At 36.4% G+C, this 16918-nt stretch carries 16 protein-coding genes and 2 other annotated features; of the genes, 15 read left to right on the plus strand and 1 reads right to left on the minus strand.

Annotated features, from left to right (window positions below; genetic code table 11):
* Positions 1–104 precede the first annotated feature (104 nt).
* The 14 genes from radC (at position 105) to rpmA (ending at position 11823) form a co-directional block, all read left to right on the plus strand.
* Entirely contained in the window at positions 105–800 is a 696-nt protein-coding gene (radC, locus tag ACFO5Y_RS05495; protein WP_197105061.1) for a RadC family protein, read from the plus strand.
* Positions 801–958: 158 nt separating this feature from the next.
* Positions 959–1159 (plus strand): cold-shock protein, encoded by a 201-nt coding sequence (locus ACFO5Y_RS05500; protein ID WP_138403612.1) that lies wholly within the window; start codon positions 959–961, stop codon positions 1157–1159.
* A 219-nt stretch (positions 1160–1378) separates the two neighbouring features.
* Positions 1379–2782 (plus strand): aldehyde dehydrogenase family protein, encoded by a 1404-nt coding sequence (locus ACFO5Y_RS05505; protein ID WP_197105062.1) that lies wholly within the window; start codon positions 1379–1381, stop codon positions 2780–2782.
* Between the two features lie 223 nt (positions 2783–3005).
* Entirely contained in the window at positions 3006–4025 is a 1020-nt protein-coding gene (gene mreB / locus ACFO5Y_RS05510; protein WP_197105063.1) for a rod shape-determining protein, read from the plus strand.
* Between the two features lie 27 nt (positions 4026–4052).
* Positions 4053–4892, plus strand: coding sequence for a rod shape-determining protein MreC (gene mreC / locus ACFO5Y_RS05515; RefSeq protein ID WP_197105064.1), 840 nt, complete (start codon positions 4053–4055; stop codon positions 4890–4892).
* Positions 4893–5435: a rod shape-determining protein MreD gene (gene mreD, locus ACFO5Y_RS05520; RefSeq protein ID WP_197105065.1), complete on the plus strand. Its 543-nt coding sequence runs from the start codon at positions 4893–4895 to the stop codon at positions 5433–5435.
* A 111-nt stretch (positions 5436–5546) separates the two neighbouring features.
* Positions 5547–5768: a binding site (T-box leader), on the plus strand.
* 111 nt (positions 5769–5879) lie between these two features.
* Complete coding sequence (locus ACFO5Y_RS05525; protein ID WP_197105066.1) at positions 5880–6695, plus strand: transporter substrate-binding domain-containing protein; 816 nt, start codon at positions 5880–5882, stop codon at positions 6693–6695.
* 43 nt (positions 6696–6738) lie between these two features.
* On the plus strand, positions 6739–7542 hold the full coding sequence (locus ACFO5Y_RS05530) for a transporter substrate-binding domain-containing protein (RefSeq protein WP_197105067.1): 804 nt from the start codon (positions 6739–6741) through the stop codon (positions 7540–7542).
* Positions 7543–7683: 141 nt separating this feature from the next.
* Positions 7684–9051, plus strand: a complete 1368-nt coding sequence (locus ACFO5Y_RS05535) for a Sapep family Mn(2+)-dependent dipeptidase (protein ID WP_197105068.1) — start codon at positions 7684–7686, stop codon at positions 9049–9051.
* A gap of 16 nt (positions 9052–9067) precedes the next feature.
* A complete protein-coding gene (locus tag ACFO5Y_RS05540; protein ID WP_197105069.1) occupies positions 9068–10045 on the plus strand; it encodes a dipeptidase in 978 nt (325 codons plus the stop codon).
* A 9-nt stretch (positions 10046–10054) separates the two neighbouring features.
* On the plus strand, positions 10055–10681 hold the full coding sequence (locus ACFO5Y_RS05545; protein WP_197105070.1) for a DUF1054 family protein: 627 nt from the start codon (positions 10055–10057) through the stop codon (positions 10679–10681).
* A gap of 61 nt (positions 10682–10742) precedes the next feature.
* Positions 10743–10818: a sequence feature (ribosomal protein L21 leader region), on the plus strand.
* Positions 10819–10860: 42 nt separating this feature from the next.
* On the plus strand, positions 10861–11169 hold the full coding sequence (gene rplU / locus ACFO5Y_RS05550; RefSeq protein WP_138403602.1) for a 50S ribosomal protein L21: 309 nt from the start codon (positions 10861–10863) through the stop codon (positions 11167–11169).
* Between the two features lie 2 nt (positions 11170–11171).
* Entirely contained in the window at positions 11172–11519 is a 348-nt protein-coding gene (locus tag ACFO5Y_RS05555; protein WP_138403601.1) for a ribosomal-processing cysteine protease Prp, read from the plus strand.
* A gap of 13 nt (positions 11520–11532) precedes the next feature.
* Positions 11533–11823, plus strand: a complete 291-nt coding sequence (gene rpmA, locus ACFO5Y_RS05560; protein ID WP_197105071.1) for a 50S ribosomal protein L27 — start codon at positions 11533–11535, stop codon at positions 11821–11823.
* A gap of 584 nt (positions 11824–12407) precedes the next feature.
* Here rpmA and ACFO5Y_RS05565 read toward each other — a convergent pair.
* Positions 12408–13949: an ATP-binding cassette domain-containing protein gene (locus ACFO5Y_RS05565; protein WP_197105072.1), complete on the minus strand. Its 1542-nt coding sequence runs from the start codon at positions 13947–13949 to the stop codon at positions 12408–12410.
* 361 nt (positions 13950–14310) lie between these two features.
* Between ACFO5Y_RS05565 and ACFO5Y_RS05570 the strand changes: the two genes are divergently transcribed.
* Positions 14311–16656 carry an ABC transporter ATP-binding protein/permease gene (locus tag ACFO5Y_RS05570; RefSeq protein ID WP_197105073.1) on the plus strand — a complete coding sequence of 782 codons (2346 nt, stop codon included), beginning with the start codon at positions 14311–14313 and terminating at the stop codon, positions 16654–16656.
* Positions 16657–16918 lie beyond the last annotated feature (262 nt).

The following is a 16918-nucleotide window of genomic DNA, read 5'->3' on the forward strand; positions in this document are numbered from 1 at the left end:
ATGAAATTCACATGGCGTTTTTTATTTAATTGGATTTTTTGAAGTGGCTAACTTCATTATAAAATCCGCCATTTATATATATACACAAAAAGGAGGTATTTTTTATGAACATTTCAAAATCATTTATTCGAGAAGTTCCAAAAGATTTGCGACCGAGGGAAAGATTACTGACCTATGGTGAAAAAGCTTTGTCAGATCAGGAATTATTAGCAATATTGTTTAGGACAGGGACGCGTGAAGAGAATGTACTCAATCTTGCCTTGCGATTTATCGATCACTTTCAAAATTTAAATGAATTAAAACATTCAAGCATTGAAGAGTTTCAACAAGTCAAAGGTGTCGGACCGGTGAAGGCCATTGAACTTAAAGCTGCGATTGAATTAGGTTACCGGATTGCGACCAGTGCAGTGCCAAAGTATGGACACATTGTATCAACCCGGTCAGCTGGTGAATGGCTAATTACAGAAATGGCTGATTTACACCAAGAACATCTTGTTGTGTTGTTTCTTAACACCAAAAATGAAATTATTAAGAAACGGACTATCTTTATTGGCTCCGTAAATAGTTCTGTCGCGCATCCGAGAGAGATTTTTAAAGAAGCAGTAAAGTATCCTACTGCCCGAATTATCATTGCCCATAATCATCCAAGTGGGGATACACAACCAAGTCCAGCAGACTTACACTTTACAAGGCGAATGATTGCGTGTGGTGAGTTAATGGGGATTAATGTTTTAGATCATTTGATTATAGGGCAAGATGAATATTTAAGTATTCATGAAACCACGAACTTATTTGATTAAAAATTTAAATAAAAATGTAAAAATATTGCATTTTTTATCAATTGTGATAACATTAACATATGTTTTTGTCAGAGGTAAGAAAGATTTTTAAATAATTCAATTCGTACCATCAGCAAGAATATAATACAAGTGCTAGGCACGAAGAGGAGGCTATGAAAATGGCAGAAGGAAAAGTAAAATGGTTTGACGCTGGTAAAGGTTTTGGATTCATCGAACGTGATGGAGAAGCGGACGTATTTGTACATTTCTCAGCAATCCAAGGTGACGGATTCAAATCTTTAGAAGAAGGTCAAGAAGTATCTTTCGATATTGAAGAAGGAGCTCGCGGACCTCAAGCAGCTAACGTTAATAAACTATAATTTTGTTAACAATGACTAATTAAAATCTCTTTAAAGAGTAAAGCTCAGGACATTTGTCTTGAGCTTTTTTATATGCATATAAATTGAATGAAAGTGCTTCCGATGATAGACTGGATTGTGAACAGAGTAAATATTAAGCCATTATATTGATAGTGACTCATGTATTTATTGAATGAATTTAATTATATGATACCTATACTCATGAAAGGGGAAATATTAGTGAAAACTTACCAAATGTATATCGATGGTGCTTGGACAAATAGTCAAAGTTCCGAGACAAAAGATGTGATTAACCCTACAACCGAGGAAGTCATTGCGAAAGTTCCAATTGGAAATAAAGAGGACGCGAATAAAGCTGTTGCAGCTGCCAAAAGAGCATTCCCAAGTTGGAACACGTTATCACCTGAAGAGCGCGCGGAATATGTCTTAAAAATTGGAAAAGGCATTCGCCAAAGAGCAGAGGAAATTACAGACTCAGTTGTAGCAGAACTAGGATCTGCTCGTAGTTTTAGTGAATATTCTCAAGTCGTTCGTTCAACTGAAGAACTAGAGGCTTCTGTTGAAGCATTAAAACAATTTGATTTTATAGAAGAAATTGAGAATGCGACCATTATGAAAGAGGGCGTTGGTGTTGTTGCAGCTATTACACCTTGGAACTATCCTTTAAACCAAATTCAGCGTAAAATTACACCCGCACTCTTAGCAGGGAATACAGTCGTTGTTAAACCTGCTTCGGATACACCGATAACCGCAATGATACTAGCTGAAATCATTGATGATGCTGGGCTACCTAAAGGTGTTTTCAACTTAATTACTGGTAGCGGAAGTGACTTAGGGGACTACTTAGCAGGACATCCTGATGTCGGCTTAATTTCCTTCACTGGTTCGACGGATGTCGGCCGTAATTTATTTGACAGAGCTAAAGGTAGCATTAAAAAGCTTGTACTTGAACTAGGTGGTAAATCTGCCTTAGTTTATTTAAAAAATGGTGACTTACAAACAGCAGTGAAATCTTCAATGGATACGGTATTAAATAATACAGGGCAATCATGTTCTGCGTTAACTCGCTTGCTTGTGCCAGAAGATGAACTTGACGCCGTGAAAAAAGCACTTGTTGAATATGTCGAAGAGGCTAAAGTCGGCGATCCAAATGATAAAGATACTGTTGTTGGTCCCTTAGTTTCAAAAGGACAAAAAGAAACTGTTCTTGAATACATTGAAAAAGGAAAACAAGAAGGTGCGGAAGTTCTTATTGGTGGGAATGAAATTGACCGTAAAGGGTACTTTGTTGAACCAACTGTATTTGTGAATGTTTCTAACGATATGACCATCGCACAAGAAGAAATTTTTGGCCCAGTGCTTTCAGTTATTACTTATAAAGATGTCGCTGAAGCCATTGAAATCGCGAACGACTCAGAATACGGTCTAAGCGGCGCTGTTGTGGGTGTCGAAGAAGAAGCTTTAGAAGTAGCTCGTCAACTCAGAACAGGAAATGTTATTGTTAACGGAGCGACAGTTAACAATGCGGCACCTTTCGGAGGTTATAAACAATCTGGTGTTGGTCGGGAGAAAGGTCACTACGGAATTGAAGATTACTTAGAAATTAAAGCGATATTTAAATAAATTTTACTAGGGGCTAGCAGGACAGCCCCTTTTTTTTATGGAAATAATAAGAAGTATGACAAGTCTTACTTAAGAAGTTCAAGTAAATCCTAGTTATTTAGTTTACAATTTGAAAAAAACTTATATAATTTTATTAAGAGTGTGAAGATTGGTAGCTTTTTGACCGATTGGTTTGCTATAATGTTTTGGTATGATTATATTCTTGTCAAAAGGAGGAGAAGCAATGTTTTGGAATAAGCAAAGACTAGGCATTGACCTCGGTACTGCTAACACCATCATTTATATTGAGAAAAAAGGCATTGCGTTAAGAGAACCTTCCATTGTTGCCAAGCAAATCGAAACCGGTGAAATTGTTGCCTTTGGAAAAGAAGCTGAGCAGTTAGTTGGAAGAACCTCTGACAAATATGAAATTATTCGGCCAATGCGTGATGGCGTTATTGCAAATTTTGAATTAACAAAACAGATGTTATCTCACTATATAAAACAAGCTGTTCATCGGTCCATTTCACGGCCAGAAGTAGTCATCTGTGTGCCAAGTAATATTTCAAAAGTTGAAAGACGAGCAATGATTGACGCCATTAAAGACTTAGGAATTTCACGTGCTATGATCATTGAGGAGCCGTTTGCAGCAGCTTTAGGTGCTGACTTATCGATATCCGAACCCCGCGGAAAGATGGTGGTCGATATTGGTGGTGGAACAACAGATGTAGCGACAATTTCCTACGGAGAAGTAGTAGATGATATTACAACCCGTGCAGGTGGGAATCGCATGAATGAAGCGATTCAAGCATTTGTTCGAGAAAATTATCAATTAGCCATTGGCTACGGTGAAGCAGAAGCATTGAAGATAGAAATTGGGAATGCGAAATTTACTGAATATGATAAAAATGATAAGATGGTCGTTAAAGGTCGTAATATCGCAACAGGTGTTCCTGATGAGCGAATTATTTATGCTAAGGTCGTTTCTGAAGCCTTAGATGAAGTCATCTCGATGATTGTAACGTCAATTAAACAAGTGTTAGAAGTGACGAAACCTGAGCTTTCTGTTGATATTATGGAATCTGGCATCGTCCTATCGGGCGGTGGCGCTTTATTAAAGCGACTACCTGAAAGATTGTATGACGAAATTGGTATCCCTGTGCACTTATCTAAGATACCTCTCGATAGTGTCGCAATTGGTGCAGGAAAGATGCTGAAAGAACTAAATAAACAAGGTAAAGAACACGAGCGTCGCTCACGCTAGGGTTTTTTAGGTAAGGAAGAGGAATGAATGTTAAATAATAAGAAATTAATCGGAATACTTATCTCAGGTATAGCCGTAATTTCATTGGTATTCTTTTCACTGAATAATGGGACTACTAATGTTGTCAGTAGTGCAGTCAATGAAACCGGTGCGTGGGTAGGAAGAGTCTTCTCTGCTCCCGTGAATATCGTAGTGAATTTTGTTGATTCAGTTGATGAATTAATAAATACCTTTGAAGAAAATCAAAGTTTAAAATCTAAAATCGATGAAATCGATGAGATGCAAGTAAGAATTGCAGATTTGGAAACTGAAAATGAAAAAATGCGTCAAGAATTAGATTTATCAGAAACATTAAGTGACTTTACGCGTGTCAATGCCACGGTTATTTCTAGAAATCCTGATCAATGGATGGAAACTCTAACAATTAATGTTGGGGCAAATGAAGGAATCAAAAAAGACATGTCTGTCATGGCTGGGAACGGTTTAATTGGACGCATTGTCGAAGTAAACCCAACGAGTTCGAAAGTAATGTTATTAACAACACAACAACAAAATGAAAGTATGGTCTCTGCGAGAATCCAAACTCAAGGCGATTCATCTGCCAATGGTATCGTGAGTTCATATGATCCAAGAACAGGACATTATATTATGACCCAAGTTGATCCAGCTGCAGAAGTGGCAAGTGGTGATATGGTTATTACATCAGGTCTTGGTGGAATCACTCCAGCAACTTTATTAATTGGTGAAGTAGCTGAGTCTTACATGGATGATTATGGCTTATTCCAAGTTGTTGAAATTGAACCTGCGGGAGAGATGACCGATATTCGTTTCGTAACAGTGATTATCGGTGAAGGGCAGAGTGAGTAGATGAGAATCAATCGTTGGCAAAGATTAAAGTGGACTATTCCTGTAATTTTATTCCTAACAACTATTATTGATGCGGCTTTACCAGCCATATTTCCAGCTGCATTTTTAGGGAATGGCCAAGTGATCGTATCACATATCACTTTGTACTATATTGTGACATTTGCTTTTTATTTTCGTGAAAGTAATATTCTAATTTATAGTTTTATCTTTGGTTTATTCTATGATTCGTATAACACAACCGTTTTAGGTGTTTACGCTACTTTATATTTCATCATTGCTTATTTAATTATTAAAGTTAAAAAGTATTTTCCAAAGAAGATGCCAGTTCATGCAATGTTGTTCTTTGTAGGAATTGTAATTCTCGATGCTTTAGTTTACGTCTTTTATAATGAAATAGGCACGTCAATGATTTCTATGACTGGCTTTTTAGTTTCAAGATTAAGTCCGACATTGATCTTTAATATTGTCATGGCGATTATTCTTTATTTCCCAACACGAAGCTTATTAAATTGGTTAGGTTACGAAGATTACATTATCTTCTAAACATTAGAAGAAAATGATAAAGTGACGACATTATGAAACTTATTTTAATAAAATGATGGAAAACAGTTGACTTATGTCTTAAGAATTGCTAAACTCATTTCAAGTTAATAAATTAAGTCTGAGATTAAGAGAGTAAACAATAAAGCTCATCAAAGCGAGGTAAGGTAGAGTGGAAGCTTACCGATGAATTATTGTTGAACCGCACTTATGAGACAGGCAAGTGAATAAGTAGCTTGCTTCGCTGTCTGAGCGTTAACAATTTTGAGGGAATTCTTCTAGTTTATTTAGAGGAGTTAACTAGAGTGGTACCGCGGTCTCAAACCCGTCTCTATGTTCGAAGGAACTAGAGACGGGTATTTTTGTATACATTTGTATACAAGACTTAAATACTTAACAGTCGCGTTGAAGTTGAATTAAATAAAAAAACAAAGAGGAGAAATAAAAATGAAAAAAATGATGAAAGTATTATTATCTGTCGTTGTCGTATTAGGTTTATTCGCATCAGTGAAACCTGCAGAAGCACAAAATACATTAGCTGATATTCAAGAAGCAGGTGAATTAGTCGTAGGTACAAGTGCTGATTTCCCACCATTTGAATGGGTAGTCCTAGATGGAGGCGAAGCACAAGTCGTTGGGATCGATGCGGATCTAGCACAATTAATTGCCGATGAAATTGGTGTTGAGTTAGTTATTGAAGATACATCATTCGATGGTTTAATTCCTTCAGTTAGCTCAGGCCGTGTAGACATGGTTCTTGCAGGAATGACTTATTCTGAAGAACGTGCTGAGCAAGTGGACTTTTCAGAAGTTTATTATGAAACAAATAGTAAATTCGTTGTCCCTGTTGGAGAAGAAGGAAACTTTGAGTCAATTGAAGATTTCGCTAATTTAAAGATTGGTGTTCAAAAAGGTACAATTCAAGAAAGTTTACTAAATGATGTTCTTCCTGATGCTGAATTAGTATCAATGAACAAAAATGGCGATCTTATCGAAGCTCTAAAATCAAAACGAGTGGATGCAGTCTTAATGGACGGTATCGTCGTTGGTGAATTCGTTAACTTAAACAGTGACGCAATTGTCTTACTAGACGACATCCAAGTTGAAGAAGAAAACGAAGGTTTCGCAGCTGTAACGGCTAAAGGTAACACTGAGTTAATGGAAGCCATCAATAAAGTTATCGCTGACGTTACTGAATCAGGACAAATGGAAGAAATCGTAACTAAGAATACAGAATTAAACGCTGAACAAACGGAAGAGTAGGCGATAAAGAAAGCATCAGCGGACAATATCAGGAGGCGTAACAATGAAAAAAATAATGAAAGTTATCACAGCTGTGATGTTATTAGCATCACTTGTCTTACCATTATCAAACGCAAAAGCACAAACAACGCTAAAGAGCATTAAAGAAAAAGGGCAACTTGTTGTTGGAACATCGGCTGATTATCCGCCTTTCGAATGGATTTCTATCGAAGATGGGCAAGAGGAAATTATTGGAGCAGATATTGATTTAGCCCAAAAAATCGCTGATGAAATTGGCGTAGAGCTAGTCATTGAGAACATGGGCTTTGATGGTTTAATCCCTTCATTGAAGACAAATCGTGTGGATATCTTAATTGCTGGAATGGGTTATACTGAAGATCGTGCTGAGCAAGTGGATTTTTCAACACCTTATTATGAAACAACGGATTACTTCGTTGTTCGTTCCGAAGACGCAGAGCAGTTTCAAGACGCATCAACATTTTCTGAGAAACGCTTAGGTGCTCAGAAAGCTTCAATTCAAGAAGGAATTATCTTAAGCGAATTTCCTGATGCAGAATTAACATCACTAGGAAAAAACAATGATTTAATTCAATCACTATTAACAAATCGTCTAGATGCTGTTTTATTAGACGAAGTCGCAGCAGCTCAATTTATAAAACAAAATGATGGTAAACTAGTTCTATTAGAAGAGTTCCCATTCATTGATGAAGAAGCTCAGACTGGCCAATCAGTTATTTTAAATAAAGATAACGAAGATTTGTTAGAAGTCATTAATGGCGTTGTTGAAGAAATGGTTGAAAATGGCGAGTATGATGAATTAATTGAAAAATATATAGAGTTAATCTAAAGAAATATCAAAGGAGCCGTTTGTAATACTACTGACGGTTCTTTTTTTAAATGAATATAAATATGTTAAACTTAATAAGAAAGTGAGCCTTTTTATCATATTTATAATTGAAGATAAGTATTTACGGGAGGATTTGGTTGAATGGATTTAGCAGAACGAATTAAACAATGGACAGAACAACACAATGACATGATCGTTGAAGGAATGGTTGACTTATTACAGATTCCCACAATATACGAAGAAGAGACTGTGTCTGAAGAAGCACCCTACGGTGAAGGTATTGCGAACGGACTTGCTTGGATGAAGGAAAGAGCTGATCAAGATGGCTTTAAAACTTTCAACGATAAAGGCCAGTATTTAGTTATCGAACTACCTGCATCTGAAAAGACTGACAAACGTATTGACGTTGTTGGACACATGGATGTCGTTTCCGTTGGAGATGGTTGGAATTATGATCCATTTGGAGCAGAAATTGTAGGTGATAATCTCTACGCGCGTGGTGCTCAAGATATGAAAGTGGCTGTTTGGTTGTCCTACGTATCTTTACTACTGATTAAAGAAATGGATTTAACTTTAACCCATAATTTACGTCTCGTAGTAGGAACGGATGAAGAGAGTTCATTCGAAGATATTGTATACTATGTTGAACAAAATGGTTTACCGAACTTTATGTTTACACCAGATTCATCATTTCAAATAACACTTGGTGAAAAAGGAGACGCAGCTTTTTCACTAGAAGGAAAAATTCAATCAAGTATTGTTGAAACAATCGAAACATTTAATTCTGAAAATGCGATTAATGATCGTGTGGATGTCATTCTTAAAGAAGAAGCGATTGATAAAGTCACTGCAGCATTAGAAGAATTAACGTTCAAACATGCGTTAGTAGGCAATAGTCTGACAATTTATGGGAAATCAGCTCACAGTTCAAAGCCGGAATTAGGAGAAAATGCACTCGCCCACTTATTCAAATTGCTGGCTGAGAAATTAGATGAAGAATGGGCAGTGCCATTTAATGCCGCTTTTAATGATTACAACGGCGCTGGTTTAAACTTAAAACCACATTATGAACCTATGGGTTCACCTACAGTGAATCCATCTCAATGCCATTTAACTGATGGCGAACTTAGACTTGTTGTGGATATTCGTTTCCCTAATCCGGTGACGAAAGCCCAATTACAAGCAACTTTAGAAAGTAAGTTTCCAAACTTTATTATTGGGAATCATTTCCACTTCCCACCTACTGAAATTTCAATGGATAATCCTTATGTAAATCAATTAATGGGAGTTTATGATGATTGGATTGCAGAGAATCAGCCTGCATTTTATAGTGGGGGCATTACTTATGCCAAATTATTCCAGGGGGTTGGTGTCGCATTCGGAATCACATACTTAAATGATGGTATGGAAAACCGCGCACATCAGGCAGATGAATACTTTAATTTATCCGCTATGCCGACTGTTCTTGGAGCTCTAACAGATGCCATGATTCGTTTAGTTCAACTATAGAAAGTAGGGTTTATGTATGAAGTTCATTGATTTACACGCAGACACACTCATGCATACGTCGTTAACGGGTGTTGATTCTTTAATGCACAATTCTCAAACACACCTTGATATTCAACGATTAAGTCAAGGGGGAGCGATGGCGCAATTTTTAGCTGTTTTTATGCTAAATGAAGCCATATTTAAAAAGCAAAATAGACCAATAATTAGCGATAAAGAATACATCGATCAACTATACAAACATTTACAAGAAAGTATTGATAAATTTAGTAATAGCATTCAATTAGCCACTAATTATGAGACACTTGAAAGCAACCAAATGGCTAATAATATCTCGATATTCTTAACTTTAGAAGACGGCAGACCGATTGGTGAAGATCTCACTCGCTTAGAAAATCTATACGAGATTGGCTTTAGATTAGTCACACTTACTTGGAATAAAGAAAATTCCATTGGATACCCGAATAGTTTTGACAAGAACGACATGCGAAAAGGTTTAAAGAAATTCGGCTTTGAAGCCATCGAATTAATGAATAGCCTAGGCATGGTAATTGATGTCTCGCATCTATCTGATGGTGGGTTCTATGATGTGATTGAAACTTCAAACAAACCAATTATTGCGAGTCATTCGAATGCAAGAGCCATATCGCCGCACCCAAGAAACTTATCAGACGATATGATCAAGAAAATCGCTGAGTCTGGTGGAGTTATTGGTTTGAATTTCTTTGGAAAATTCTTAAATAAAGATATCACTCAAAATCAATCTACCATTAAAATTATGATTGAACACTTGAACCACATTCGGAATATTGGTGGTTCAGAAGTCCTCGCTTTAGGAACAGACTTTGACGGCATGAGTGGCGAGTTAGAAATTGATGGACCAGATAAGATGAATCTGTTATTTGATGCCTTATGGCATTCAGGCTGGGATTATGGAACTATTGAAAAATTTGGTTTCCAAAATGCCATGCGTGTAATTAAAGATGTAATGAAATAGGGGAATATGATGGAATATATTTTTACTGAAGAGGAATTCAATCTCTTCAATGTTAAAGGTTTAGATACACAAATGCCTATGATTCGCTCAAAAATTCAACCATTATTTAGATATTATGGTCGGTTTGTTTCAGAGCATATTCAAACAAAGTTGAATTTAGCTGAGCCATTGCCAGTCCATGTTGCCAAGCATATACAACGCTCAGTTCACGAGCTAGAATCAACTTGGTGTGCCATTGGCGGAGACAACCGTGGTTATAAGAAATATCCTCATTTTCAAATTGGTATTAATGGAGAGTATATCTTCATTATGTTGTCTTTTATTGATAATATTTTGCATCAAAAAGATATCGCAAAACTCTTTCAATCCGATATTGAAGCGTTTCAATCTTTACCTGAGGATATAACAATCATACCCGATCACACAAAACTGGCTTATGAATCTATTCTTGAAGCCGATTTAGAAAAGTTATTTGAGCGTCTTGAAAAAGTTAAAAGTGCAGAATTTATGATTGGGAGAATTGAACCTAAGATAAACCACCAATTACAATCTGAAGAAGACTATAAAGTTTGGCTAGCAAAGACAGTTGATGAGTTTTTACCCATGTATCAAAAAGCAATGAAATTTTATGAATAATTAATAATAATAGTTGACGCTCATCTATTATTTTGCTATGATACTACTGTTGTATTTGTGCACCCATCTGCAACCGCACATCTTAAGTATATAAGTGATGGAAACATCCACTTAAAATGGCGAGTCTCGGTGTAGGAGTAAGTGATTACTCTGACAATAAAAATATAGGAGGTGCTTGAATGTACGCAATTATTAAAACTGGCGGAAAACAAGTAAAAGTTGAAGAAGGACAAACAATCTTCATTGAGAAGTTAGACGTTAACGAAGGTGACACAGTCACTTTTGATGAAGTTGTATTAGTAGGTGGAGAAGACACTAAAATTGGTGCTCCATTTGTAGAAGGTGCTACTGTTGAAGCGACTGTTGAAAAACAAGGACGCGGTAAAAAAGTAACAATCTTCAAATACAGACGTCGTAAAGACTCTCATACTAAACAGGGTCACCGTCAACCGTATACAAAAGTTACAATTAACTCAATTAACGCATAATAATGATTAACATATCATTTTATCGCGATACTCATAAGCACATTAAACAAGTCTTAATGACGGGTCACGCAGGTTATGCAGATCCAGGTTATGATATTGTTTGTGCGGCAGTATCGAGTCAAGTTATTTCAGTTGAGAATTCATTAGTTCAATTACTGAACATTGAAGTTGAAACGGAAGTAAACGAAATTGAGGGAGGTTACTTAAAAGTAACGCTACCTTCAAATTTAAGTAAATCAGTGACTCATGATGCGCAGTTATTACTTCAACATTTGCATTTTGCATTTGAAGTGCTGGCCGAGAGTTATCCTGAATTTATAAATATATACGAAAAAGAATTCATATCATAGGAGGTGCATTGGAATGTTAAAACTTAATTTACAAATGTTCGCTACGAAAAAAGGTGGAGGTTCGACACAAAACGGTCGTGACTCAATCGCTAAACGTTTAGGTGCGAAAGCATCTGACGGACAAACTGTTACAGGTGGATCAATCATTTTCCGCCAACGTGGAACTAAAATCCACCCAGGTAACAACGTAGGTCGTGGTGGGGATGATACATTATTCGCACTAGTTGACGGTGTTGTTAAATTTGAGCGCAAGGGACACAGCAAGAAACAAGTTTCTGTATACCCTGCAGTTCAAGAAGCTTAATTATCATTAATTAAGAATCAATTGAAATAAGCCAGTTTAGACGAATTAAAAGTCTAAACTGGCTTATTTTTTTTGCTTTGTTTTGAGGAGTAGGTTTGCTGATTAAATCAAGTATAAATGCCGTAATCAAGCATTCGAAAAAGAATTCGAGTGCATGTTTAGTCGTAATCAAGCATTCGAAAAGAATTCGAGTGCACGATTAGTCGTAATCAAGCACTCAAAAAAAATTCGAGTGCGTGTTTAGCCGTAATCAAGTACTCAAAAAGAATTGGAGTGCATGTCTAGTCGTAATCAAGCATTCGAAAAGAATTCGAGTGCACGATTAGTCGTAATCAAGCACTCAAAAAGAATTCGAGTGCGTGTTTAGCCGTAATCAAGCATTCAAAAAGAATTCGAGTGCATGTTTAGTCGTAATCAAGCATTCGAAAAAAATCTGAGTGCGTGTTTAGCCCTATATACTGGTCCTATGAACATGGACAATCAGAGCCACACTCATTTCATTCGTGAACTAAGTTAATTTCTGTCATAATAATCGTAGACTCATATATAGAACCCAAAAGCTTATGAAGACTAATCAAAGTTGTCTACTCCTCAAACATATCACTTCGATCAACAAAACCATCTGGTGTTAATTCAACAATTCGATTACATACAGCTTGTAAAAAGCGCCGGTCATGCGACACTGTGATGATTACGCCAGGAAAGTCCTTAAAGACCTGTCTTAATTCACCCTGCGATGTGGGTGAAAAGTTTCTTGACGGCTCATCTAATAACAAAACATTTTGTCTCTGTAGATCAAATTTTAGTAAGAAAAGTTTTGCTATTTGGCCACCAGAAAGGGCGTTGATAGAATGCGACATTTCATCAGGCAGAAACTTCATGCTGCCTAAGTAAGTCATAATTTGTGTTCTTTCTTCAGCCGAACCAGTTTCACTTAAGAAACTAATGGGAGTATCTTCGGGTGAAAGGATGTCATCATAATTTTGTGGCATATAGCCAACTTTTACTGCTTCGGTATTCGCCAATTTTTGCTCGATTTTCTTTAAGAAGGTACTTTTACCGATACCATTTTGTCCAATAATTCCGATTTTATCAGACCCATTCACAGTTAGTTCAAGATTTTTGGCTAAAACTTTGTCATCAATATCTATCGTTTCATTATATAGATGAAGAATTTGTTTACCTTGAGGAACAGGCTGGGTATTCGAAAAACGAATATCAATAGGATCTTCTTTAATTGGGACTTCGTCAAAATTTTCAGTTTCGCGGTCATAGCGATTACCCGTAGATTTGACTGCTTTCATTTTCTTAGCAAGTAATCTTCCAGCGGTTGCATCATGCGCAGCTCTTAACTGTTGTGTCACACTTTGTTCGATGCGATGGTGACGTGCCATCTTTTTATCGTGTTCTTCGCGTTGCTTCAATGAAACTTTCATTTGTTGATTAAACTTGGATTCTTTTTGGCTAATATAGTCACTATAGAGTAGGTTGGCGAAGGTTGCTACAGGGCGTTCTTTGTGTTGCAATCTTTCAAGATGCAAGACACTTGTAGCAGTTTCTTCCAACAGGGCTTCATCATGGGAGATAAAGATGACCGTTTGTGTTGTATTTTTTATAAAATTCGTCAACCAATTCAAAGTTTCGATATCTAAATCATTGGATGGTTCATCTAATAGTAATAGATCACACCCAATCATAAGTAATTTAAGTAGTTGAACTTTAATACGTTCTCCACCAGAGAGTGATTTAAGTGTTTGCTGAGAGTATAATCTTTCAATATCAAAGGCAAGTTGACTCCCGTATTTATATAATTCTGTGTAATCGAGTGTTGTGACATCTATATCCGCAAAGAAAAATGTCTCAATTTCTTCTTCTAATAATTCTTCAGGAAGTGCTTGTGGTAGGTAGCCTACTTTACTAAACTGATTGACTAGTTCACCAGTAATATCTAGGTAACTTTGGATGTGATTTTCTTGTAAGATATAGTGCAGCAATGTTGATTTACCATTACCTTCTTGACCAATGATCGCGAGTTTATCTCCCGAATTCACCACGAAGTTGACATTTTCCATTAAAATCGATAAATCATATCGATGTCGTATAGTTAAATTTTTTATTTGTAACATAAATATTCACCTCATATTCAAAAAAACGGCCGACTACAATGAGATTGCAGCACGGCCGTTTTTAGGAAAGGGCATATTAGTAGGCAGTTTGGTATACCAAAAAAGCCTGTAGGATGCACAATTATCATCTAAAAAAGACCGCAGAAAATAAACCTTGTGTGTCTATTTTCCTAAAGCTGCTTTTTTAGATAATAATCATTTGTACACCACCTATCTTTTTATTATTCAAAATGTACCACAAAGTCAGATTTTTTACAAATATTTTCTTAAAAAGGGATTAATTAATGTAGAGTCAATAAATAAGTGGTAAAGTAAAAGGTGGACATTCATTCAAACTTAAAATATATAAAGGAAGTGAAGTATGCTAGAGCTAAAAAATCTCAAAAAAGTATACAAAGTAGGAAATACAGTTACGAAAGCATTAGATGATGTATCTGTTGCGTTTCGTCAAAAAGAATTCGTAGCAATTCTTGGGCCAAGTGGTTCAGGGAAGACAACATTTCTAAACGTGGTCGGTGGACTTGACCGCTACGATAGTGGAGATATGATTATTAATGGGCAATCAACTAAATCTTTTAAAGATACAGATTGGGACGCTTATCGAAATAACTCTATTGGTTTTGTTTTCCAGAGTTACAATTTAATTAGTCACCTAGGCATTACTGATAATGTGGAATTAGGTATGACATTAAGTGGTGTTTCGAAAGAGGAAAAACGTCAAAAAGCGGAAGATGCCTTAAGACGAGTTGGCTTAGGAGATCACTTAAATAAAAAACCAAATCAATTATCCGGAGGACAAATGCAGCGTGTAGCCATTGCACGTGCGTTAGCAAATGATCCAGATATTTTACTATGTGATGAACCCACAGGGGCATTAGATTCAGATACTGGTATTCAAATTATGGAGTTAATTCAAGAATTATCACTAGAGAAATTAGTGATTATGGTCACACATAACCCTGAATTAGCTGAAAATTATGCTAACCGTATTATTGAATTTAGCGATGGTCAAATGGTTAATGACTCAAATCCATATGACAATACGGTTGAAGCAGATAAATTAAATTTAAAACGTACTAAGATGAGCTATTTTACAGCATTAAGCTTATCATTTAAAAATATTTGGACTAAAAAAGGACGGACGTTCCTAACTGCATTTGCATCCAGTATCGGAATCATCGGTATAGCAGTCGTCTTATCTTTATCGAATGGATTCCAAAAGCAAATTGATCAAACACAAGCAGAAACATTAGCGCAGTTTCCAATTACGATTTCTCAAATTGCTCAAGATACGTCTGCTGAGAATCTGACGAATATTCAAGATAGCAGCGAACCTTTTCCTGAGACATCGGAAGTAGTCGCAGATGTGGATCCAAGAGAGAATTTACAACATGTTAATCCAATTGATGAAGAATTTATTGATTATGTTGAAAATATTGATCCGGATTTGAGTCAACATATTAACTATGCGCGTAGCACGCAATTGAATTTAATGCGCGAGATTGATGGCGAGCCACAAGTGGTTCAGTTTTCAAATGTTGATAGTGGAAATCAAACCACCGGTGATATGATGAATATGGTCTCAAGTATGACCGGCGTTGGAGTCTCAACATTCCCACATAACTTAGATTCCGGCAACAATACATTCTTACAAGATAATTATGATGTACTTTCTGGAAATTATCCAGCCAATGAAAATGAAGTCGTCCTAATTGTCGATGAGAATAACGAAGCAAACTTACATGGCTTAAATAATTTAGGCTTTGAAGTTGAAGAAGGCGATGCTATTCCTTTTGAAGATATTGTAGGAACTGAAATAGCTTTAGTTTATAATAATGCTTACTATGAAGAGTTACCAACAGGTAATTATGTACCAAACCAAGATTTAGAAGAGGTTTACAATAATGAAACTAACGAAACAATCACAGTTTCAGGCGTTCTTCGAATTAAAGAAGACTCACCAATGGACTTATTAGCTCCAGGTATTGCGTACAGTGATTTACTCGCTCAAAAAGTTGTGAACGAAAATCAAGAATCTGATGTCGTTCAAGCACAAGAAGAATCCGATGTTAATGTGATGACGAATGAACCTCTAGAAGGTGAATCAAAAGATCAATTATTGACTTTCTTAGGTGCCAATGAAATACCAAATACAATTATGATTTATCCAAACAACTTTGAAGCTAAAGATGAAGTCCTAGCTTATCTTGATGAATTTAATGAAGGTAAAGATAATGAAGATAAAATCATTTACTCTGACTTAGCTGGTACGATGACAGAATTAACGGGTGGCTTAATGGATGCGATCACGTATGTGTTAATCGCCTTTGCTGCTATTTCATTAATTACAAGTATGATTATGATTAGTATAATTACTTACACGTCTGTACTTGAAAGAACGAAGGAGATTGGTGTACTGAAAGCCTTAGGTGCTCGTAAGAAAGATATCACACTCGTATTTGATGCTGAAACATTAATTCTTGGAGTCTTCTCAGGTGTTATAGGAATTGTCGTCGCTTACTTACTGACGTTCCCAATAAACTCAGTAATCGAATCGTTGACGGAATTACCTAATGTTGCCCAACTAGATCCAGTACACGCACTCGTATTGGTAATCATCAGCACGATCCTAACTGTACTAGGTGGACACATTCCTGCTAAAATGGCAGCCAATAAAGACGCGGCTATTGCTTTACGAGCAGATTAATCGATTTATGGTTAGTGAGCGATACTATGAAAACTCAAAGTGACGCTTTTCGCTCAAAAGCGATACTATGAAAACTCAAAGTGACGCTTTTCGTTCAGAAGCGATACTATGAAAACTCAAAGTGACGCTTTTCGTTCAGAAGCGATACTATGAAAACTCAAAGTGACGCTTTTCGTTCAGAAGCGATACTATGAAAACTCAAAGTGACGCTTATTGTTCAGAAGCGATACTATGAAAACTCAAAGTGACGCTTTTCGTTCAA

The sequence above is a fragment of the Ruoffia tabacinasalis genome, from assembly GCF_042652985.1.
GTDB lineage: Bacteria > Bacillota > Bacilli > Lactobacillales > Aerococcaceae > Ruoffia > Ruoffia tabacinasalis.